This is a genomic window from Pseudomonas sp. BS3767 (genome assembly GCF_900099665.1).
Classification (GTDB): Bacteria; Pseudomonadota; Gammaproteobacteria; order Pseudomonadales; family Pseudomonadaceae; genus Aquipseudomonas; species Aquipseudomonas cerasi.
Genome location: NZ_FNCX01000002.1, coordinates 589,078 through 610,131 on the forward strand (window position 1 = coordinate 589,078; position 21,054 = coordinate 610,131).

At 54.0% G+C, this 21,054-nt stretch carries 19 protein-coding genes and 3 pseudogenes; 12 read left to right on the forward strand and 10 right to left on the reverse strand.

Features of this window, described 5'->3' with window-relative positions:
- Positions 1 to 174: 174 nt before the first annotated feature.
- Positions 175 to 834 carry a helix-turn-helix domain-containing protein gene (locus BLR16_RS07210; protein ID WP_074805116.1) on the forward strand — a complete coding sequence of 220 codons (660 nt, stop codon included), beginning with the start codon at positions 175 to 177 and terminating at the stop codon, positions 832 to 834.
- Between the two features lie 35 nt (positions 835 to 869).
- On the forward strand, positions 870 to 1,784 hold the full coding sequence (locus tag BLR16_RS28810) for a hypothetical protein (protein WP_052755351.1): 915 nt from the start codon (positions 870 to 872) through the stop codon (positions 1,782 to 1,784).
- A gap of 111 nt (positions 1,785 to 1,895) precedes the next feature.
- Here the strand turns inward: BLR16_RS28810 and BLR16_RS07220 are convergent, their stop codons facing one another.
- Positions 1,896 to 2,660, reverse strand: coding sequence for a hypothetical protein (locus BLR16_RS07220; protein ID WP_232917446.1), 765 nt, complete (start codon positions 2,658 to 2,660; stop codon positions 1,896 to 1,898).
- 541 nt (positions 2,661 to 3,201) lie between these two features.
- Here BLR16_RS07220 and BLR16_RS07225 point away from each other — a divergent pair.
- Positions 3,202 to 4,683, forward strand: coding sequence for a P-loop ATPase, Sll1717 family (locus BLR16_RS07225; protein WP_092217657.1), 1,482 nt, complete (start codon positions 3,202 to 3,204; stop codon positions 4,681 to 4,683).
- Positions 4,684 to 4,968: 285 nt separating this feature from the next.
- On the opposite strand, the gene BLR16_RS07230 is transcribed toward BLR16_RS07225, so the two are convergent.
- Both BLR16_RS07230 and BLR16_RS07235 read right to left on the reverse strand, forming a co-directional pair.
- The gene (locus tag BLR16_RS07230; RefSeq protein WP_046718999.1) at positions 4,969 to 5,454 is read right to left on the reverse strand and encodes a hypothetical protein; all 486 of its coding nucleotides are present in this window, start codon (positions 5,452 to 5,454) and stop codon (positions 4,969 to 4,971) included.
- The gene (locus BLR16_RS07235) at positions 5,451 to 5,819 is read right to left on the reverse strand and encodes a hypothetical protein (RefSeq protein ID WP_232917447.1); all 369 of its coding nucleotides are present in this window, start codon (positions 5,817 to 5,819) and stop codon (positions 5,451 to 5,453) included. Before BLR16_RS07235 ends, BLR16_RS07230 begins: the two co-directional genes overlap by 4 nt.
- A 241-nt stretch (positions 5,820 to 6,060) precedes the next feature.
- On the opposite strand from BLR16_RS07235, the gene BLR16_RS07240 reads away from it, so the two are divergent.
- The 4 genes from BLR16_RS07240 to BLR16_RS07255 all read left to right on the forward strand — a co-directional run bounded on the left by BLR16_RS07240 (position 6,061) and on the right by BLR16_RS07255 (position 8,164).
- Positions 6,061 to 6,288, forward strand: coding sequence for a helix-turn-helix domain-containing protein (locus BLR16_RS07240; protein ID WP_046718997.1), 228 nt, complete (start codon positions 6,061 to 6,063; stop codon positions 6,286 to 6,288).
- A 502-nt stretch (positions 6,289 to 6,790) separates the two neighbouring features.
- A complete protein-coding gene (locus tag BLR16_RS07245) occupies positions 6,791 to 7,294 on the forward strand; it encodes an Hcp family type VI secretion system effector (protein ID WP_024662451.1) in 504 nt (167 codons plus the stop codon).
- A gap of 11 nt (positions 7,295 to 7,305) precedes the next feature.
- Complete coding sequence (locus BLR16_RS28535; protein ID WP_074805122.1) at positions 7,306 to 7,737, forward strand: STM2901 family protein; 432 nt, start codon at positions 7,306 to 7,308, stop codon at positions 7,735 to 7,737.
- Entirely contained in the window at positions 7,715 to 8,164 is a 450-nt protein-coding gene (locus BLR16_RS07255) for a DUF1493 family protein (RefSeq protein WP_046718996.1), read from the forward strand. Before BLR16_RS28535 ends, BLR16_RS07255 begins: the two co-directional genes overlap by 23 nt.
- Positions 8,165 to 8,342: 178 nt before the next feature.
- Here the strand turns inward: BLR16_RS07255 and BLR16_RS07260 are convergent.
- A pseudogene (locus BLR16_RS07260) lies at positions 8,343 to 8,561 on the reverse strand (hypothetical protein).
- Positions 8,562 to 8,759: 198 nt separating this feature from the next.
- Here BLR16_RS07260 and BLR16_RS07265 point away from each other — a divergent pair.
- Positions 8,760 to 8,981: a carbon storage regulator gene (locus BLR16_RS07265; RefSeq protein ID WP_046720240.1), complete on the forward strand. Its 222-nt coding sequence runs from the start codon at positions 8,760 to 8,762 to the stop codon at positions 8,979 to 8,981.
- A gap of 207 nt (positions 8,982 to 9,188) precedes the next feature.
- A complete protein-coding gene (locus BLR16_RS07270; RefSeq protein ID WP_046718995.1) occupies positions 9,189 to 10,364 on the forward strand; it encodes an Arm DNA-binding domain-containing protein in 1,176 nt (391 codons plus the stop codon).
- Here BLR16_RS07270 and BLR16_RS07275 read toward each other — a convergent pair.
- Positions 10,336 to 11,361 (reverse strand): hypothetical protein, encoded by a 1,026-nt coding sequence (locus tag BLR16_RS07275; protein ID WP_046718994.1) that lies wholly within the window; start codon positions 11,359 to 11,361, stop codon positions 10,336 to 10,338. The two genes, BLR16_RS07270 and BLR16_RS07275, sit on opposite strands and share 29 nt — an antisense overlap.
- A 482-nt stretch (positions 11,362 to 11,843) precedes the next feature.
- Between BLR16_RS07275 and BLR16_RS07280 the strand changes: the two genes are divergently transcribed.
- A complete protein-coding gene (locus BLR16_RS07280) occupies positions 11,844 to 12,308 on the forward strand; it encodes a GNAT family N-acetyltransferase (RefSeq protein WP_161437889.1) in 465 nt (154 codons plus the stop codon).
- Between the two features lie 182 nt (positions 12,309 to 12,490).
- A complete protein-coding gene (locus BLR16_RS07285) occupies positions 12,491 to 13,576 on the forward strand; it encodes a GGDEF domain-containing protein (protein ID WP_074805131.1) in 1,086 nt (361 codons plus the stop codon).
- A 15-nt stretch (positions 13,577 to 13,591) separates the two neighbouring features.
- On the opposite strand, the gene BLR16_RS07290 is transcribed toward BLR16_RS07285, so the two are convergent.
- Complete coding sequence (locus tag BLR16_RS07290; RefSeq protein ID WP_003431571.1) at positions 13,592 to 14,023, reverse strand: GNAT family N-acetyltransferase; 432 nt, start codon at positions 14,021 to 14,023, stop codon at positions 13,592 to 13,594.
- Positions 14,024 to 14,415: 392 nt separating this feature from the next.
- Here BLR16_RS07290 and katG point away from each other — a divergent pair, with 392 nt between their 5' ends.
- On the forward strand, positions 14,416 to 16,686 hold the full coding sequence (gene katG, locus BLR16_RS07295) for a catalase/peroxidase HPI (RefSeq protein ID WP_003431573.1): 2,271 nt from the start codon (positions 14,416 to 14,418) through the stop codon (positions 16,684 to 16,686).
- Positions 16,687 to 16,777: 91 nt separating this feature from the next.
- Here the strand turns inward: katG and BLR16_RS29230 are convergent.
- The 4 genes and pseudogenes from BLR16_RS29230 to BLR16_RS07310 all read right to left on the reverse strand — a co-directional run.
- Positions 16,778 to 17,065, reverse strand: a pseudogene (locus BLR16_RS29230) (methyl-accepting chemotaxis protein); the annotation flags it as partial.
- A pseudogene (locus BLR16_RS29090) lies at positions 17,054 to 18,076 on the reverse strand (PAS domain-containing protein); the annotation flags it as partial. The pseudogenes BLR16_RS29090 and BLR16_RS29230, both read right to left, overlap by 12 nt.
- A gap of 101 nt (positions 18,077 to 18,177) precedes the next feature.
- Entirely contained in the window at positions 18,178 to 19,356 is a 1,179-nt protein-coding gene (gene nhaA, locus BLR16_RS07305; protein ID WP_074805133.1) for a Na+/H+ antiporter NhaA, read from the reverse strand.
- Positions 19,357 to 19,521: 165 nt separating this feature from the next.
- Complete coding sequence (locus BLR16_RS07310) at positions 19,522 to 21,036, reverse strand: ABC transporter substrate-binding protein (RefSeq protein WP_042930652.1); 1,515 nt, start codon at positions 21,034 to 21,036, stop codon at positions 19,522 to 19,524.
- Positions 21,037 to 21,054: the final 18 nt, after the last annotated feature.

The window sequence follows — 21,054 nt, forward strand, 5'->3', positions numbered from 1 at the left end:
GCACCCCGCTCGCCTCGCTAACTCCCTTTCAGACAAACGATGTCGCCCGCTTGTCCGGCTTTCCGCTTGCCACCGTTTCAGGCAACTGGGGCCGACTTGAATGCGAGCTGCTAGCCCTCGCAAAGCTGCCCCCAAAGCCGACTGTCATCCCCATTCTTGAAGACGAGGTGTGAGATGCCTGGCAAAAAAACCACAACAGATAAAAGCACTCAGGTCGTCATTCTCCGGGAAGCCGGATACACACTGCCGGTGATTGCGGATCGCCTGGACTTAAGCATTAGCACTGTGCAACGCATCATCAAAACAACAAAAGCTGTCGCTGGCGCGGGAACACAGGCTCTCATCGACAAAGCGAGGGAAGAGCTGCTCAGCTCTGCTTTTTCACTCGACGCTGTACAACAGACAGTAGCGACACTGGTAGCTGATGAGCTAGCACTGAGTCATCTGATCAGGACCAAGATCGCTAACGCCTTGGAAGCGCTTGACCCGACGGACCCGGTTGCGTTCAGGGGGCTCGCAGCCGCATCGACGGCGCTCAAGCTAACCCAAGATGTGACCCGACGTTCCCTGCCTATCGAGAAGCTCAATCAGGCGCAGGATATTGAGGAGCTGCCCACACTACAGATTCACATCCTGACGGAAAACGATGTAGCTGAGATGCGCGCAAAACAGCGGCTTGAGGAAGCGGAGATGAATGGAGACACTCAAGGAATCGAGGATGAAATCGCGAACCTTGAATGGATGGAGCGTCGGAGGCTCGCGCAGTCAGATCAAACGGATGACGACGATGATGTGGTATGTGAAGGCTTTGACCTACACATGACCGGGACGTGAACAGGCCAAGTGTCAAAGTCTTAGAACGAAATTTGATGGTCGATCACCTTGGCGGCTCTGCCGGGGTGACGATTTTGAAAATCCAATCCACCGGACCAGCGCGGAGTTGGGTCATGACGCAGAATCACAAGGTCCTCAGCATTAGCCATCTTGTTGAGGACGCCCCCCTCAAATCAAGCGGACCTTTTCCAAAAAAGGCTGCTATTTCGCCGACTGCACAAAAGCGCTGCACCTCAGCTGTGTCGGGGGTGTTGGCGTGCTTCTATGCTCTACATGCTAGGAACCTAGCAGTATTAGAGGAACTAGAGCTTAAAGAAACAAAAGATCAAGCAAGAATCGACTCGTTGAAAGCCAACAACAATTGCTTGAAAGCAATCGCCCAGGCCTACGCTTCTGATGTACTTCTTCAAGACTGGAAACGAAGACTGCCGCCTGAGGCAAAGCGGGCCTTCTGCTTCCTAGGATTCGCAATGAAGCCCGGCGCGAAAGCAATCACGTTTCGCCTGGGACACGAAGTGGCAACCGCTGCACTTTCGGCCAAGAAAGGATCAACAGACTATCTTTCAGCGCTTGCAAGGACGATGGGTATCACTGACTTTGCTTTTACCACTGAGTTTGTCGATAGCAAGAGCGAAGAGAACCACGGCCTCCATATTCACGGTATCGCATGCATACCGGCAGCTCTAACTGTCGAAGCGATACAACGGCTACTTGCTCCGAAGCAGAATTTGAAAGCAAACCCGCCGGTGAAGGGATATCGTCAGCGCGGAAAAAATAAAGCCATCTCAGCTACTGAGCTTCAGACGCCGGGCGCCTGGGTATCCTACATCGATAAAGAGTTCGAATTTACCTCCCACCGTTTGCACTCCAATCCGGGCTACGCCAGTCGGTCAGCAACCCTCGCAGGTAAAGAACTCTATGAGGCTATAAGAGCGTGGCTGCGATCTTAAGCTACTTGGATGAATCTCCGCCTACCCTGTTCATTTTAGGCAGCCGGTCACAGATAAGTCATGAAGGCCTGCATGGCAGGGTGAGGACGCCCTGTATCGGCCGGTAATGGCTTAGCTTATGCCTGGCTCAAACTCATCATTGTAGTGGGCATACTCTGAGCATCTATCACACACTGACCCATTCTCGGCCTCGTAACCTTCGAGTACCGTATGGCAACCAGCGCACCGTGGCGGGCTATATACATAGCCACAAAGATGACAGTGGCATTCAGTCAAATCAAAAGTAGGCGCACCACAGCAGTTGCACCCTGTAATTAACTCCTCTTCGCTGAAAGGATCTTCCTTCGCGAAGCGTAGTTGCTCAGCCAGCATCTCAACAAACGGATCAGTCTGGTTGCAAGCAAGGCAGTTGTAGCGGAACTCGGAGCAGTCAAACGGCATCCCCGACTGGACATCCTCACGGTTTGGCTCAAGTAATGGAGATCCGCAAGCGCGGCATACGCAAGTCTTGAGCAGGGCACGCGCGTGTTCAATAACCCCTAGCTCTGCCCACCGATGCTGTATCTCATCTAAGTTCCGAACGAAAAACTCGTGATTTTTGAGCATTACCTCCCATGTAATGCCTAGAAGGGCTGCCGGGTTCTCCGATAGCTCATATGTGATGAAGTCTTTCAGAAGAGGAAACAGATCAAGCAAGAACTTGTTGATATCCTCCAGCGGGTGTTTTGCATGAAGATGCTCCAAATCGTTCCGACACGCTTGCAAAGCGTGAACAGCTGGCCAATTCGTTCGGATGCCCAATCCTTCGAAGTGAAGCTCGATGTCTCCCACGTCGATTGTCTTGTTTCTTTCGAGCTCGGGACGCCATTCGATCATGCCTCCGTCGATTAGACATGGTTTAAATTTCCGAGCTTTGTATATAAGGCTTGCGGCGTGCTCTGGGGAGTTTGCAAGCGTAGAAATCTTGTACTTGAATAGCAGGAGTACGCCAGCAAACAAGTTGCGAGCGGCGGATACCGCTCGGAGCGGGTTCCCACTTTTTCCTTGAGTGAGCTGATAGTCCTCTATGCCCAGTTGGATCGAGGTCACTGCGTTGTCTAGGACCTTGTTTTTTTCTAGCGTTGGTACACGTTTCCCAGACATATAGCTCCCATCCCTGAGCGCCTCTGGCGCGATTGATGCCGCAAGATAGCCCATCCACGCGATAACAGAAAGGATGCCTCTATCCGTGCTTGGCTTGGCGGGCAGTCGGGCATGTCGGTGTGCTGACCAGATTTCCAACCGAACCCATTGGACATGGTGAACGCTAGGGGTTAGCTTTCAAAACACGGCTCCTGGATACGCTGTGGTAGACGCCGACCAGTTACTCAGGAGTGCTCCGGCCCAATACTGCAAACAGCGAAGGATGCCTAATACGATGTCTAACCTTGATAACCTTGACACGTTTTTTTTTGGGGGTGAGGCAGAAGCAGAGGCCGAGATCCGGAACGACATCTTTATCGAGCCTGGTGCGATTGATGAGCTCCTAAGCTTCCGGAGATCGAGATATAAGGTTCTGATTGCTCCTAAAGGAGTGGGGAAAACGATTCTGCTGTCGGTTCTGCATGAGTCAATATTGGAGCATGATCAAATATCGATACTTCTAACTCCTCGTGATATGGACTGCAAAGATATTTTTGATAGGGACGCACTTGCAGATCGCATTAGCTGTGCCTATAGGCAGTTACTAACCGCTGCTGCAAGTCATATTGGATCACTGAGTAAAGATATTGCAATTTCAGACGCGCTAGTTAATTTACAAGCATTGAGTGTGGATCAGGGGGTTACACGTCCGGATCTTATGTCCAGGGTCACAACCTTTCTGACGGCTATTGCACCAAAGGGTAAAGACATAGCTGAGGCTGCAAGAGGAGTTCAGCGCCTAAACAAATCAGTAGCCATTCTCAAAGGCGATGTGCAGTCGGTGCTGGCACGCAACAAAAATAAGCTTTGGTTATTGATCGACGATATCGATCTAGCCGCTGTGGATGCTGGGGACAAGTATGACTATTCGGCCTGTTGGGCCATCATAAGTGCAGCCATAGACTTGGCCAATGATTTTGAAGGCGTGCGCTGCTTGATATCGGTTCGCTCTGATATATGGCATGTTATGACCAAAGTTAAACGTTTAGGATCAGAGCGTCTCGACAAGATAAAGAAAAATACAGTGCATCTCTCTTTCGGAGAGAAGGAGTTGCGTGAAATGTTTGTTCGGCGTGTGGACTTAGCCAGTCGCACAGCAGGTGCCGACTCTATCGATATGGATTTGTTTTTTGCTAATCGCTGGCTGGTGTTGCCTGGAGTGAAAGAGGAAAAAAGGACTTGGGATCAATGGATCTCTAAGAACTCTAGAGATAAACCGAGAGACATGGTTCAGCTTGTACAAACTTTAATTGAAGAAGCGCGGCGATGCAAAGCGGATAAAATTGGGGATACCCACGCTCATGCGATCGTGCTGAGTTTCTCAAAAGACCTGATAGGAAACATTTCGGCTGAATATCAGCAAATCTGCCCGCAGATTGAAGGCGTCATGAAATTTGTTGCTCGAAAAACACTTTTTGATTTCGAGGAGATAATCGACTTATTAAAGAAATCGCCTTCTGCACAAAAAATCTATGTAGATGGCGTGCGTATGAAGCCAGACGATAAGGAAAGTGCGCTAAAACTGCTAGGAATATTGCATATGGCAAATTTCATGAATCCAAGAGTTGAGGTTGATCAACGATATGATCACCTACCGTTTTCTGCGTTCCCGGATTTCGTAAGGGAAGAGAACTGGAATGAGATGCAGAAAACAAAATGGGAGATACACCCAGCGTTTCACGCTTTTGTCAATGAGGCTAAATTAAAGAACAATTGACTGGCTAAGTTGACTCACTACCGACGAGTTGTTTTGATTTGGCCGATAGCTGTCATTTGGGCTAGGCAGCTGTCTGTATTGAGGTTGCATCGGGTCGACTTTTGCAGACAAGGCTACCAAGTGTGCTAGTCAAACCCAACGCAAGCCACTGGTGAAAAGTCGAATGCAGATAGGTGTACAAGTCGGTGCAGTTACGCGAGCTGGCTCCGTCAGCGCGCAGCCATCAGCGAACGCTAGCTAGGAAGCCTATTCATCTGATAGGCAAGCGCCTCCAATACCAGAAGGTTATTGGCACGAACCAGTCTTCAAGAAGAGAGCGATCTCGTCTACAAAATCAGTCTGGGGCGTGTAGCTCTGATCCCGTATCGTCACCTTAACCGTATCACCATCCTGTTTTCCGTAAGCGCCGTCCCAAATGTAGCTGTGCCCTATGAAATTCTCGCCAAAATAAACCACGAAACCGTCTCCATTGTTGTAAAGCTTACTTGAATGAATTGGGGGGCAACCAGGCCCCTGCATCTCCTGAGCGAGCGACTGGTAAACCTGACGGGCGGAGCCCTTTACTGTGACTGTCCTACTTTCTGGCGAGTTGTCGATGCCCTTTTGAGTAAGACCGTAGCTGCATCCAGTGACCATAGCGGCAGTAGTGATCAGCAATGCAACACACCTCAGAGATGCATCAAATGAGAATCCTCTCGCTCTACGTGGGCTGATCGAGTCACAAACTTCGCAACCGTCAGGCGTTTTATGCCCCTTTGAATCAGCGATCATGCGGCGGCCCCTTTACTAAAACCTCTAGCTACCCAAGCGATGCTGCATCCCAAGAGATAGAGCAGTGCACATAAAACGATCCAAGCTCCAGCGAGCTGAGCCACAGTAACCGGACGCTGCTTGCTCACCTTCGCCATAAACTCAGCGTGTTGAGCATTGCTCTCATCGATTTTGGCTAGGCGTTCAGAAACCGGGGTCTGCATCAGAGCATCACGAACAAGGCGGTTCGAACCCTGCACAGGTTCCTCAATGATCTTGATATCAGCTAGCTGCTCCTCAATACGTTCCTGATGGTCCCGATTCAGCTTTTCATCACTTGGTATGTACGTGCGATACACATACACCGGTGCAAGGAGTAGCGCCATGCAACCTACGACCCAAAGCCTCCTCCAGCCGTTCATACCTGAGCGCCTCGCGCGCTTTCGTTAGATTCCCGTGACGGATCAGGTGCTGGGATAAACGGGACCAAGAGTGACCGAACGGTTAGCACATGCAGCTCCTTGCATTTCGATGATTGGATTCTGCGAGCAGAATTAGGTACTGCGCGCTTGAAAGTGCTAATCATAGTATGTCGAATCATGGTATGCAAAAAGCGAAATTTGGTGAATGCCTATATCACCAGATCAATGCCCGCTCGTAGCAATTTTCGCCACCAATGTGCGTCGGAGAAGGCTGGCGCTTGGGCTATCGCAGGAAGAATTAGCGGAGCACGCCGGGGTTCATAGGACCTATATCGGGATGCTGGAAAGGAGTGAGAAAAATGTCACGATTTACAACATCTGGCGGCTTGCCTCTGCCTTGGACGTAAAGGCATCAGACCTGCTAATCGAATAGGCATCTCGTGGTCGGAGGATGCCGGTTCAGTTCCCCTCCAAGCATTTATCTCCAGCGAGCGGGTTGTCCAAGGAGAGCAACGGCGGTATTCTGGCCCCTCAACCATTAACCCGCTCACCAGGGTGTGACACTGACGGTAGCAGCGGAAGGCATGGGGGCAGGCAGATTGGGGGTGGAAACTTAGCGGCTGTGTAAGGTTATGTTCCCCCCGGCTCCACCAAATTGCAAATGAAGACGCCTCAGGGCGTCTTTTTTTGTGGGTGGGATTCTGTGGACTCGCACACAAGCCTGCCTTCAATGCAGCATCATCGATGAGAAGCTACTGTTCGTAAGGAGCATAGCTCGCGCACCGTAAGGGCCTGGCTTTGCGATTTCAGGTGGTCACGTCACGGAACGTTAACCCGCACAGGCAAAAGGTGCTTGACGACGAATCTCAAATGTATGAGTTGTGCTATCGTACGGCGTCAATGAATTACATTAAGAGATATTCCAAGGAGCTGGAATGAGTATTGATGCATATCTTTGGATTGATGGCATTAGCGGAGAGTCTACGGACTCTGACTGCAAAAACTGGATTGAGATTAACACATTTTGCCTATCAGCCTCTCAATCAGTTTCTAGGACTGCAAGCTCGGCAGGCGGGGCTACCGTAGCCAGGGTCTATTTAAGCGACTTCAGTATTGTAAAACTCGCTGACAGTGCGACTCCAAAAATCCTCGAAGCATGTTGCGCTGGTCGACATATCAAGCAGATGAAGCTGTATGTACGTCGTGCGGGCGGTGACAAGCAAAAATATCTGGAATACGTATTTGACGAAGTCATAGTAAGCGGCGTCGTATCCGGCAATCTATTTGAGCGGTCGCCCTCAAACTTTCCTGAGGAGGTAGTTAGATTTAATTACGCCAAGATCAGCATGCAGTATTCACAGCAAAGCCGAACCACAGGCTTGATAATTGGACAGATCTCCGGCGGCTGGGATCAAGTAAAAAATAGCACTTACGCATAAGGATAGTTTAAGTGGCTAGAATATATTGTTACGATGGCGACTGCGGATTAACTGCAAATGAGCTGCTATTTGTAATTGCCACAGAGGTGGCAATGGATGAATTTGGATTGGACGATGCAGGGGCTGCATTAGCCATCGTCTTAGGTGCCAACATAATACCAACCAGAACAAAGCCTGGCGGAGCGATTAACAACACTTCCATCATGTCCATAGTCATGCGACGCACTCTAAACAACCGCAAATTTCCTGGAGACTTCAGAGCACCATCTCTTACAGGATGGTTTCCGCCGCACCTCCGATGGACACGAAGCATTGGTGGCTTCATCGCACGAGCAACACCGGTTATCGGATGGTCTTATACTGCATACGAACTGGGTAAGATAGGATACGTAACGGTGAACACCTACAACTCTATCGTAGATGAACAAGATCAGGTTTTTTAAGATGGATAAAAATGATCTGAACCATGAAGTACTTAATTACCTCATAGAGAGAATTTACTTTTATGTTGGATTCGGAAAAAAGGCATTTGAAACACTTAGCCTCGCCACCAGAGTCAGTTGGGATCTAGGGCTTGACGGTGACGATGCCAGTGCTTTCATGGAAGATTTTTTCGAACACTTTGGCGTTGACCCCGGCGACTACGACCACTATCGTTACTTCAAGCCAGAAGGGACTGACATTTTCGTGTTCTTCAGATCTAAAGATCGGCGTGCAAAGACAGTAATGACGTTAGGCATGTTGTATAACGCAGCCCAAACCAAGGCATGGGACTGCGAAACTCTTGAAAAGATTAACTTTAGCACTTTACCAATTTACAATCGTACCGAAGAAATTCCTATTGAGGGTTTTAGCATAAACACCAGATGATATTTATATTAGAGGATAGCTGAGCAGAAGCACAAATGACTGAGCTCGTTCAAAGGAGCTCCTCATGCCCGGTATAAATATTTAAACCTTGCGAATCCCGAACTGTGCGACCTTGGCCGTCGAATTCTGCGCGACGCCTGCGGTCCGGTAAAGACTCATCCGTGAGGTAGTAACCGTTTCAGTCAAGTAATCGTGCCGCGCTGCGTTTCCAGCTTTCAGTCATCGCCATGCCGTACTGGAGCCTGCCCAGATACTGCTCATGCATGGAGTAGACCCGGTCATCGATGATTCTGAAAATCATCGTGGTGCCAAACCAGATATTTCCGTCCACCGCTCGTCTGCCGAGCTTGGCGTTGCGCGGGCCTTAAACCCCATCCGCCGTTGTGGTGTATTCCATTACCTCTCCTTGGTGCTGCCCCAGCTCCTGCTGGCTGCTTTGCCCATAGCAGTGAATAGCAACGGCGGACGCTTATGAAATCGAATCGCACCCAAGCGTCGTGAAAAACGTTGGATGCATAACCACAACCTGATTTTGCGAAAGCCAGCAATCGCGGCAGGCAGCAGCCTGCCTACAGAAACCAAAATGAGTTGCATCATGCTTTGCCTATCCCGTCGCGTCGGCGAATCAATTGTCATCGGAGACAACATCACGGTGATCAGTGGCCGTGACGGCAAGATCTGCCTGGTCATCCATGCCCCGTTCGAGCTGGCTGTCGATCGTTCCGAAGTCCGTACTGCCAAGCTGGCCAACCCCTGCGGGATAGCACTCAAGCTGCGCACGGTCGCTGAATCGGGGGCGCGCGATGATGAAGGCTGACGCGTCAGTCTCCACCGAAGTTCCAAACCTGACACGGCAGGAGTAGCAACCAATGCGCTACATGACCATCAGGAAATTCGCCAGCGAGTCTGGCTACAGCGAGGACGCTATCCGCTCGAAAATCCGTGATGGAATTTGGCGGCTTGGCGAAATCTGGTACAGAGCTCCGGATGGCCGGACGCTCATCGACATGGAAGGGTACGAGTCATGGGTAGAGACGGGCGGGGAGTTCGGGCGGTCTCCGATACGAGCATCGAAATCACGTTCATGTATCGGGGCGTCCGGTGCCGCGAGCGCATCACGCTCAAGCCCTCCCCCACTAATCTGAAGAAGGCAGAGCAGCACAAGGCAGCGATCGAGCATGCGATATCGATCGGCGCGTTCGACTACTCAGTGACGTTTCCCGGCTCGCCCAGGGCCGCGAAGTTTGCACCCGAAGCGAACAGGGAGACGGTTGCGGGATTTCTGACTCGCTGGCTCGACGGCAAGAAGCGGCACGTATCGAGCAGCACGCTTGACGGCTATCGCAAGATCGTGGAGCTGCGCCTGGTGCCGGCTCTGGGCGAGCACATGGTGGTCGATCTGAAACGGAAAGACGTGCGGGACTGGCTGAGCACCTTGGAAATCAGCAACAAGACTTTAAGCAATATCCAGAGTTGCCTCAGATCGGCGCTTAACGACGCCGCCGAAGAGGAGTTGATCGATGTGAATCCGCTGGCAGGGTGGACGTATTCGCGAAAAAAAACGCCAGCCAAGGACGACGACGTAGATCCGTTCAGCCCGGAAGAGCAGCAGGCGGTGCTGGCGGCGCTCAATGGCCAGGCACGCAACATGATGCAGTTCGCCCTGTGGACTGGCTTGCGCACGAGCGAACTGGTTGCGCTGGACTGGGGGGATATCGACTGGCTTCGCGAAGAAGTGATGGTCAGCCGCGCTATGACGCAAGCTGCAAAGGGTCGAGCTGAGGTGACGAAGACCGCGGCCGGGCGCAGGGCCGTGAAGTTACCGAGACCTGCGATGGAGGCTTTGAAGGCACAGAAGGCCCACACATTTCTGGCTGACACGGAGGTGTTTCAGAACCCTCGCACGCTTGAACGTTGGGCCGGCGACGGGCCGATTCGTAAGACGATGTGGGTTACGGCGATGAAGAAGGCGGGAGCTCGCTACCGCCGTCCGTACCAGACTCGCCATACCTACGCCTCGATGATGCTTTCCGCTGGAGAGCATCCTATGTGGGTGGCCAAACAGATGGGGCATACAGATTGGACGATGATTGCACGGGTGTATGGAAGATGGATGCCATCTGCTGACTCAAGTGCAGGGAACAAAGCCGAGGCGCTATGGCACCTGGAACCTATGACCGGCCATCAAGAAACCTCTTGAAAGACTCGTCGTTAAGAATTTTCTGTATTTCAGTTGCTTGAATACTTTCAATAGTTAAAGTTTTACGACTAAGCAATTCACTCCCGCCGTAGAGTAAATGATGATACTGCTCAGCAGCATCGTGCGGCTTAGAAGAGGCAAATGTGCATAGATTATTAAAGAAGTTTCTGAGGTATCGTACTGAGGCAAGAATCTCGACAGTGGTTTTCCCTACGGTAGCCACTGGGGTTAAGCCTGTATCATCGTATTGCACTGAAAATGACGCACCTTTTTCGACCATGCCGATAGATACTTCGGCCACTCCAAGCCGCTTGGCAACTGACAATATACTGTTGCAGGCGCTCAAATAGTAATCGAAAGCTTTTTCATCGTTGCGCGCGACTACAGCACGCAGCAACTTAAGAATAAAATCTAAATCACTTCGGACTGACTCAAAGGCTTGTTCTCTGGGCTCTGGAATACCATTTTTTGGATCCCCAGAAAAAAAAGCTTGATGGATATTAGGATGTATTTTGTATTCGGCGACTAGACAACCCAAGTAAGTCACAGTACCTATCTGAGCAAAATAAGAAAACAGTTCTTTACGATGAGAATAGAACGCATCGAAATTATTCTTTCGTGAGACTACTGCGATCTGAACGGCAGTCTGCTGAGTGGAGTGAAGCTTTGAAACAAGACCTGCTAAGGGCAAAGAAATTGACAGAGTCGCCAAGGGTAGGACACTTATCTCGATAAATTTCTTAAAACCTTCTGCGTCTATTGAAATATTGTACCCATGCCACGCCGCCATACCTAAAATTAAAAAATATAAAAATGGAATCACTATACTTACCCAAAGCAAACCCTGATGCACTAATCCATCCTCAGGGTGCAAAGTCAGTATCGAACGCCAGCGGGAGTTTTTCCATTCCCCCTTGCCCATAACTAAAGCAACAAGTCCAACGCCAAAGAAAGGCGGTGCGAGTACCACGAGCATCAAAAGTAAAAACTGTTCCATCAGAGCGTCTTCCTTGAGTAAGCCGCGATTCTACATCCTTCCAGCCTATGACAGCAAAATGACAGCTCCATAGCTGTAGGCCTAGATTTACAAGCCCTGGATGCGGGTTCAAATCCCTCCAGCCACATTTATACCTAAGACGCCAAAAGGCGTCTTTTTTGACCTGAAATTCAGTGAGTACTAGCACCAAGCAGAACACTGCCCTCCAGGCTCATCCATGCCTTGCAAACCTCACGAAGCACTCCAAGCATGCCAGACGCCCAGCTTTTAGCCCCCCATTGACACCCAACCCAATCCCCCAGACTATAAATCAATGACCAATCCTAACCGACCAAACATCATGCACACCTCAATGACCGCCTCGTGCGGGCCATAGGGTGATGCGCGCGTAACTACCAAGTGCATTGACTAGAGCCCCGCCAGGAATGGATGGGGCTTTTTTATTCTCCGTTCACGATGGCCCCCATTTCAGGAGCATAAAAATGCTACAGGTCCGTCGAGCTAAGCGATGCGATGCCGAGGCAGCGTTCAATATCCGCTTTCAGGCAATTCAGAATCAATGCAACTCCGTTTATACGCACGACCAAGTGGTGGCGTGGACCTGCGTTCCGCTCACGGATAAATACAGATCCTGGGTCGAAAAAGATTATTACCTGGCCTGCGTCGATGGAGTTCCTGTGGCAACAGGAGTGATCAATTTTGAGAGCGGCGAGCTGGAGGCGATCTTCGTATTGCCCTCATTCATGGGCCAGGGAATAGGTAAAAAGATGGTCACTCATCTTGAGCATTTGGCACGAGAGGCAGGACTCACCGAAATCCATCTCGAAGCCACATTGAATGCGGAGATGTTCTATCAACGTTGTGGCTTCACAGGAAGCGCCCATGCTGTCTACATCTCCCCCTCAGGGCTACGTTTGGCATGCGTACCTATGCGCAAGCAACTGTAGAACAGACTGGCCGCTGCCCTGCCCCTCATTCAACAAGGCCTGCGCGCGCCGCCCACAGCAAGACCAGCGGCCATGCCCCCCCATCTGACAATCACGTATAGTGGCCATATATCATCACCCCTCTCGACCAAGGCGTGTGCCGTCGATAATGGTTCGGCTGGCATAAGTATGGAAAACTGCACATGCCGCAAAGAAGAAACCTGAAAAACTCTATTTTCATACCCTTGAAGCTGTCTCAACTGATCGGTCTTTTCAGTTGGGTTATCAGTTGGTGCCTGAATCCGTCCATTGATCGATCGCTGGATGTATTCATCTGTTGCGCGCTGACGGGGGCGGCGCTGTCGATCATTGTCACGTCCAATAGCAGGAGCATGCTGGCGTGGCGTCTGTTCGGCATTATTTACATGGCGTCACTGACATTTCTGTTCAATGAACAGATCGAACGCATGGGCGAGCAAGCGTCGATGTGGGGGCTGGTTGTCACCTCCCTGCTCATCACGGGAATGAGCGTGTTCTTCGTCAAGTTTATTGATTACATCGCCGCCACTGCGCTGATCTGGTTGATCATGTGGCACACGGACCTGACGGCCATCGGCGTGGGCCATAAGCCTCTGTTTTATGTGTTCCTGATCAGTTCGACCTTGCTGGGCGGCTGCCTGAATGCGACCTTCCTGAGCCTGATCATGCAGACCATGGCAGCCAGGGACCGCTATCAGGAACTGTCCGAAACCGACACCCTGACGCACGCCCCCAATCGCCGTGCGCTGGTTGACAGTCTGAATACTGCGCTGGCGTCCGCTGAAAAGTCGTCGTTGTGGTTTGCCATGCTTGATCTGGATCACTTTAAAAGTATCAACGACACCCATGGGCATGAGGTGGGTGACAATGTCCTTATAAGTTTTGCGACACGCCTCAAAGACACTAAGGGGCGAATCGCTTTTGGGCGCTTGGGTGGGGAAGAGTTTGGTGTGATCTTATCGGCGGCGAACGCCACAGACGCTGTACACGCACTGGAAGAGTTATTGATGCTCACGCAAAAGGATGAAACGGCTCAAGTGCCCTATTCATTCAGTGGCGGTGTTGCAAGTTTGTCGCGGGTTGAAACGTTCAATGACCTGTTGAAAGAGGCTGACGAGAACCTGTATCACGCCAAGCGCAGTGGCAGAAAATGTATCGCCTTTGAAGGCAGGATAGTTTCACCGAGCGCTGCCAGCACGACAAAGCAGAATCAAGCGATGCAATTAGTTGACGCGCCTACGCATGCGTAGCGCCCGTCTCCCCCTTCAAACATTCCCGCCCCGCCGCACCTTCGAATACCGATCGATATCCTCCCGCAACGTCCACCCTTGCCCGTGCCAATAACGCCCGGCCGCTTCATTACTCTTCATGACGTCCAGGTGACATTTGTAAATACCCAGCGCGTCCAGACACTCAAGGCAGCGTTCAACCAACTCATGGGCAATACCGCGCCGGCGATACTCGGGCAGCACGATCAGATGCTGCAGATAACCGCGGCGTCCGTCGTGCCCGCACATCACACAGCCGCACAGGGCGCCGCCTGCCTCGGCGACGAAGCTCATGCCGGGGTTGCGCTCAAGGTAACGTGCGGTCGCTTCGCGTGAATCGGCGTCGCGCAGGGAAATGCCCGGCGTGCTGCGCATCAGTTCGATGACCGCGTCGTAGTCGTCCAGGGTCATGCGGCGAATCGTGATCATGGGCTAAGCCTGGCCTGCAGTCTCATGGGCTGGACAGGTTAGCAGAGCCGCTTGATGCCTTGATGACAGCGCCGCCAGAGTCTGCCTATCAACCCGTAATGTTCTTTCTATTAGAAATCTTCGCGAAGAAGGCTAATCTGGATAAGCGTCGGTGAGAGCCGCGCGGTTTCACCCTGATGAGGAGATAAGAATGAGCTCAAGTTTGCGACGCACGTTGCGGGCTTGCCTCGCAGCAATCTGATGATCGCTGTGCTGCGTATCTGTAGAGCTGGCCCGATCGTTGACCGAGCGGCCGGCATGAACCCAGTGCTGTTGAGTTTCGTCATCACTGTCTGAGGTCCCGCGAGTGGACTGGATGGCCGGATGCAAATGACAAAAAAGGTGTATCAAGCATGTCAACTGAATCGAAATGCCCCTTCAACCACGCTGCTGGCGGCGGCACTACCAACCGTGATTGGTGGCCCAAGCAGCTGAATCTGAAGATCCTGCATCAGCATTCCTCGCTCTCCGACCCGATGGGCGAGAGTTTCGACTATGCCAAGGAATTCAAGAGCCTTGACATCGAAGCGGTCAAACAGGACCTGCGCAACGTCATGACCCAGTCCCAGGACTGGTGGCCGGCAGACTTCGGCCACTATGGCCCACTGTTCATTCGTATGGCCTGGCACAGCGCCGGTACCTACCGCACAGGCGATGGTCGTGGCGGTGCCGGTGCCGGTCAGCAACGTTTTGCGCCGCTCAACAGCTGGCCTGACAACGTCAGCCTGGATAAGGCGCGCCGCCTGATCTGGCCGGTCAAGCAGAAGTATGGCCGCAAGATTTCCTGGGCTGACCTGATCGTGCTGACCGGTAACGTCGCGCTGGAGTCCATGGGCTTCAAGACCTTCGGTTTCTCCGGTGGTCGCGCGGATGTCTGGGAACCGGAAGAAGACGTGTACTGGGGTTCCGAGACCACCTGGCTGGGTGGTGAAGAGCGCTACGGCGCGCAGAAGAAAATGCAGCAACCGGGCGACGGCACGCTGGTGGCCGAGCCGGAGAACCATGCCAACGAAGAAAGCCGTACTGCCAGCGGCGAACGCAACCTGGAAAACCCGCTCGCCGCCGTGCAGATGGGCTTGATCTATGTGAACCCTGAAGGCCCTGAGGGTGTGCCGGACCCGGTTGCTTCGGCAAGGGATATCCGTGAAACCTTCGGTCGTATGGCGATGAATGACGAAGAGACCGTGGCGCTGATCGCCGGTGGTCACGCCTTCGGCAAGACCCACGGTGCCGGCCCTGCCGACAACGTTGGTCCGGAGCCTGAAGCAGCCGGCCTTGAAGAGCAGGGTTTTGGCTGGAGAAACAAATTCGGCAGCGGCAAGGGTGGCGACACCATCACCAGTGGCCTGGAAGTGACCTGGACTTCGACGCCGACCAAATGGAGCAACGAGTACCTCGAAAACCTCTTTGGCTTCGAATGGGAACTGACCAAAAGCCCGGCAGGCGCGCATCAGTGGACGCCGAAGAACGGCGCTGGCGCGGGCAAGATTCCGGATGCCCACGATCCCTCCAAGCGTCATGCACCGAGCATGCTGACCTCTGACCTGGCGCTGCGCTTCGATCCGGCTTACGAGCAGATCTCCCGCCGTTTCCTGAACAACCCTGAGCAACTGGCCGACGCGTTCGCCCGCGCCTGGTTCAAGCTGACTCACCGTGACATGGGCCCGCTGGCCCGCTACCTCGGCCCGGAAACACCGACCGAAGAGCTGCTGTGGCAGGACCCGATTCCAAACGTTGATCATGCGTTGGTCGATGATCAGGATGTGGCCGCACTCAAGGCCAGGATTCTCGCTTCGGGCCTTTCGGTCTCGCAGCTGGTATCGACGGCTTGGGCGGCAGCTTCTACCTTCCGTGGCTCGGACAAGCGCGGTGGTGCCAATGGCGGCCGTCTGCGTCTGGCTCCGCAGAAGGATTGGGCGGTCAACCAGCCTGACCAACTGGCGGGCGTGCTGAAGACCCTCGAGGGCATTCAGAGCGAATTCAACGCGGGTCAGTCGAGCGGCAAGAAGGTTTCAATCGCCGACCTGATCGTCCTGGCGGGTAACGCAGGTGTCGAGCAGGCTGCGAAAAATGCAGGCCAGCACGTCACCGTTCCATTTGCACCGGGCCGCGCCGATGCGTCTCAAGAGCAGACCGATGTCGAGTCGTTCGGCTTCCTTGAGCCAATCGCTGATGGTTTCCGCAACTATCAGAAGGGGCATTACAAGGTCTCGGCAGAATCGTTGCTGGTCGACAAGGCGCAATTGCTGACCCTGACTGCACCGGAAATGACTGTACTGCTGGGCGGCCTGCGGGTCTTGAACATCAACGTCGGACAGAGCAAGCATGGCGTCTTCACTGATCAGCCGGGCACCCTGACCAACGACTTCTTCAAGAACCTGCTGGACATGGGCGTGGAGTGGAAAGCGACCGCAGGTGGCACTGATACCTTCGAGGCCCGTGACCGCAAGACTGGCGCAGTGAAATGGACCGGCACCCGTGTCGACCTGGTCTTCGGCTCGCATGCTCAACTGCGTGCGATTTCCGAGGTGTATGGCAGCTCGGATGCTCACGAGAAGTTCGTCAAAGACTTCGTGGCAGCCTGGACCAAGGTGATGAACCTGGACCGCTTCGACCTGGCTTGATGTGTCGGATGTGCTGAGTTGAAAAAACGCCTCCCTTGCGGAGGCGTTTTTTTTTGCTGCGATCAAAAAGCGAAGGCTGGTTTCATGAGCGGCTCATCATGCTTGCCGCCTGCTCCGTCGCTTCGGTCGTTCGGGTCGCCAGCTTGCGGACTTCATCTGCCACAACCGCAAAGCCCCGCCCTGCCTCACCGGCGCGCGCAGCTTCGATTGCCGCATTGAGCGCCAGGAGGTTGGTCTGGCTGGCAATGCTCTGGATAGTGCCAACTATCTGGGTCAGTTGAGCGATGTTCTCTTCCAGGTTTTTCTGATGCTGTGCTTCGGTGTCGCGAAGAGCGTCCTGTTCATGCTTCAAATGCACATCCACCAACGCACCCACCACCCTGAGTGGAACACCTTCGGGGTCACGGCGAGTCTGGCCGCGCGCACGGAACCAGCGGTACTCGCCGGTTTTCATCTTCAGGCGGTACTCGATATCGAACGGCGTCTTGCCAGTCCGGTCATTCAGGTGCTCACCGAAAGCCGTCAGACTGCGCTCCTTATCTTCAGGGTGCAGCCGTGACGCCCAGCTATCCAGTACGTCGGGAAACTCTTCCACCGTTTCAAAACCCAGCAGACGCCTGAATTGTGGAGACCACCAAAAAGGATTGCGCGCATTGACCGGGTCGCCAGCAATGACCTCCATGTCCCAGAGCCCGTCGGAGAGCATCTCCCGGGCCAGTTCGAATCGGGTAATGATCACATCGTGTTCAAGATCACGTTCAAGCTCGTCGTGGATATCCCGAAGAGAGCCGGCGACCCTCAGCGGCGTTCCGCGTGCGTCTCTTAACGTTTCGCCCTGGGCATAGAACCAGCGATACGTGCCATTCTTCATCGCCAGACGATTCTTGACTCGGTACGGCGTGTTGCCGGAACGGTCATTCAGATGCTTGGCAAATGCATCGAGCGTGGCTTGTTTATCCTGAGGATGAAGCCGGTCTGCCCAGCTCGCCAGTACGTTGGGGAAGTCGCGCTCGTCGTTGAAACCGAGAAGCGTGCGTAGTTGCTGAGACCACCAGAATCGGTTGTTCGGATTGACCGGATCGCCCGCGACCACCTCCATATCCCAGAGGCCCTCGCTCGATGCACGGTTGACCAGATCAAAGCGGGTTTCATAAGCGGCAGCCGAGGCAGAGGCTTCACCCAGTAGATGGCGGGCGGTTTCCAGTTCTTGCTCAAGATCGGCAATACGTTGCTCGTCAAGGCGACGCTGGGTGCTCAGCAAGCTCCAGCATTCAAGTACCGCAGCTTTTTCAGCACATCCCCCTAGCGCGGGCTCAGTGCCGCCCTTGAGCGAGGAGATCAGTTGCTGAAGGGCCTTTTTGTCACGACGGGGACTGAACAGGTGAAGCATGCTGTGGGCTCTCAAAGTAGGAGAAGTTGGCCGAGTCCCTGACACGTCCCGTCTTTATCGTCCTGCCGCCCGGTTTCTGTAATGCCAGATTGCGATCAGATTCACCCCCGCTGCGCAAACCTGCGCAACACAACCACACCCAACACAGCCGACAACACCGAACCGATCAGCACACCCACCTTGACCTCGTCGACCAGTTCCGGCGCGCCCGGAAAAGCCAGTGCGCCGATGAACAGGCTCATGGTGAAGCCGATACCACACAAGGCCGCAACGCCGTAAAGCTGACCCCAGTTGCTGCCGTCCGGCAAACGGGCCAGGCCTGCGCGAATCGCCAGCGCGGCCATGGCGAATATGCCGACCTGCTTGCCGACCAGCAGCCCTAGCGCAACGCCGAGCGGGACCGGGTCCACGAGCTTGTCGGTGGTAATGCCCGACAGTGACACGCCAGCGTTGGCAAAACCAAAGATCGGCACGACCGCAAACGCCACCCACGGGTGCAGCTTTTCTTCCAGATGCAGCAGTGGCGAGCGAGCCTCTTCATCGGGTTTGCCCAACGGGATGCACAGCGCAAGCGCAACGCCAGCGAGGGTGGCGTGGATGCCGGACTGGAGCATAAAGAACCACAGCAGCGCGCCAACGATGAGGTAAGGCAGCAGTTTTTTAACACCCAGACGATTCAGCGCGACGAGCACGGCGATGGAACCCAGCGCTGCCAGCAACATGGGCATGGAGAGATCGCTGGTGTAGAACAGCGCGATGATCAATACAGCGCCGAGGTCATCGAGAATCGCCAGTGCAGACAGGAAGATCTTCAACGACAGCGGTACGCGCTTGCCCAGCAGGGACAGCACGCCCAGGGCGAATGCGATATCGGTCGCTGCCGGAATGGCCCAGCCGCCGATGGTGTCTGGCCGTCCCCAGTTGAACGCCACGTAGATCAGCGCCGGAACCATCATGCCGCCCAGTGCCGCAAAGCCTGGCAAGGCTCTCTGGTTCCAGGACGCGAGCTGACCGGCGAGCACTTCGCGCTTGATCTCCAGGCCGACGAGCATGAAGAAGATCGCCATCAGACCGTCATTGATCCAGTGCGAAACCGATAACCCGGCGAACACTGCGTGCAGCGCGGCGAAGTAGCTGTCGGCCAGCGGTGAGTTGGCAACGATCAAGGCCGCCAGCGCAGCCGCCATCAACACCAGCCCGCCAGCGGATTCAGCAGCGAAGAAACGCGTGATGAACGCCAGCGCGTTCGGGGATTCGGTACGGGGGGTGGGTTTATGCATGACGGCTCCGCGGGGGTACAGCGCAAAAAAGGCCGCAACCTTACCATCCGCGGAGTCTGTTGAAGGCTTGGTAAACCTGAGGATACAAATTAACGCTTCCCGGCCGAAACCGGGCCGGGAAACGTCGCTGAACAATGCCTGCCGATCAGGCAGATATTGTTCATGTCACTTCTTGACCGTTTCCTCGAGCGTAAAGCGGCCCAGCGGGTTCTGACCGAAGTGCTCGATGTTCTTGCGCGACACACTGATGTAGGGACTGTAGTAGAGGTCGATCCAGTTGACGTCGGCCTTGGCCATTTTCTGCAGGTCGATGTACATCTGCTCGCGCTTTTTCGGGTCCATTTCGACCCGTGCGGCAGCGACCAGCTCTTTGACCTTGTCGTTCTTGTAATGGGTCATGTAGTTATTGTTGGTGTCGTGGCCGAGCACGAAGGTGGTCTTCTGGTCCGGGTCGAGGATGTCGTTGGTCCAGTACATCACGGAGATGTCGTAGTCACCGGCAATCAGCATGTCCCAGCTCTGGCTCGGGTCGACTTTCTGCAGCGTTGTGGTCACGCCGACCTTGGCCAGTTGCTGTTGCAGCATGACCGCGATTTGCTCGTCGACTTCGTTGCCCGCGTTGACCACGTAATTGAGTTTCAGGTCCGACGCGCCGGCGTCCGCCAGCATCTGTTTGGCCTTCACCGGGTCATAAGGGCGTTGCAGGTTGTCGGCGTAATGGTACAGCGCGCCTTTGGGAATGTAGGAATTGGCCACGGTGCCCAGCCCGAAGGTAGCGGCTTCGACCAGCGATTTCTTGTCGATGGCCATGTCCAGCGCCTGACGCACTTCAGGCTTGGCCAATGCGCCGTGTTCGTGGTTGATCAGCAGGTGATCCTCGCGAGTGGAGGGGTCGAGGTGGACCACCAGATCGGGGTCCTTCTGCAGATTTGCGATGCGCGAGAACGGTATCCATATCGCAGCATCGAGCTCGCCCTTCTGGACCATGAGCGTGCGGGTGTTGTCGTCCGGCACCGAGATCCACTCGACACCGTCCAGGCTCACGCTCGGCGCTTCCCAGAAGTTAGGGTTCTTCGCCAGAATTACCCGGTCACCGCGCCGCCATTCCTTCACGGTAAATGCGCCGGAGCTGACAGGCTGCTCGGCATACGCCTCTTCGCCCATGCTCTTCATGGCTTTCTCGGAGAGAATCGACACGTTGGGCAGGGCCAGTTGCGAGAGGAACGAGGCCGAAGGATTCTTCAGCGTGATGACCAGCGTATGCGGATCTGTCGCAACGGCCTTGTCGATAATCTTGTAGGAATCGCTCCACAGCGAACCCTTGTCGTCGCGAATTCGCAGCAGGCTGAACACTGCGTCACTGGCCGTCAGGTCCGAGCCATCGGAGAATTTGGCCGGGCGCATCTTGAGCGTATAGGTCAGCCCGTCAGGCGAGATCGACCAGCTTTCCGCCAGCCCCGGCACCAGCTTGGTGCCTTTGTCATCTACGCGGATCAGCACATCGTAGACGTTGGAAAACACCCAATTGTCGATGTTCTGCGCACTTTTGATCGGGTCGAACGTGGTGCCGTCCTCACGACGGCCGATGGTCAGCACGCCCGCAGCTTCGGCAACACCCGCCGCCAGTGAACAGGCCGCCAGCATGGCGACGGTCAGCATTTTCATTGGTCGAGCTTTCATACGCATGAACTCCTTGTC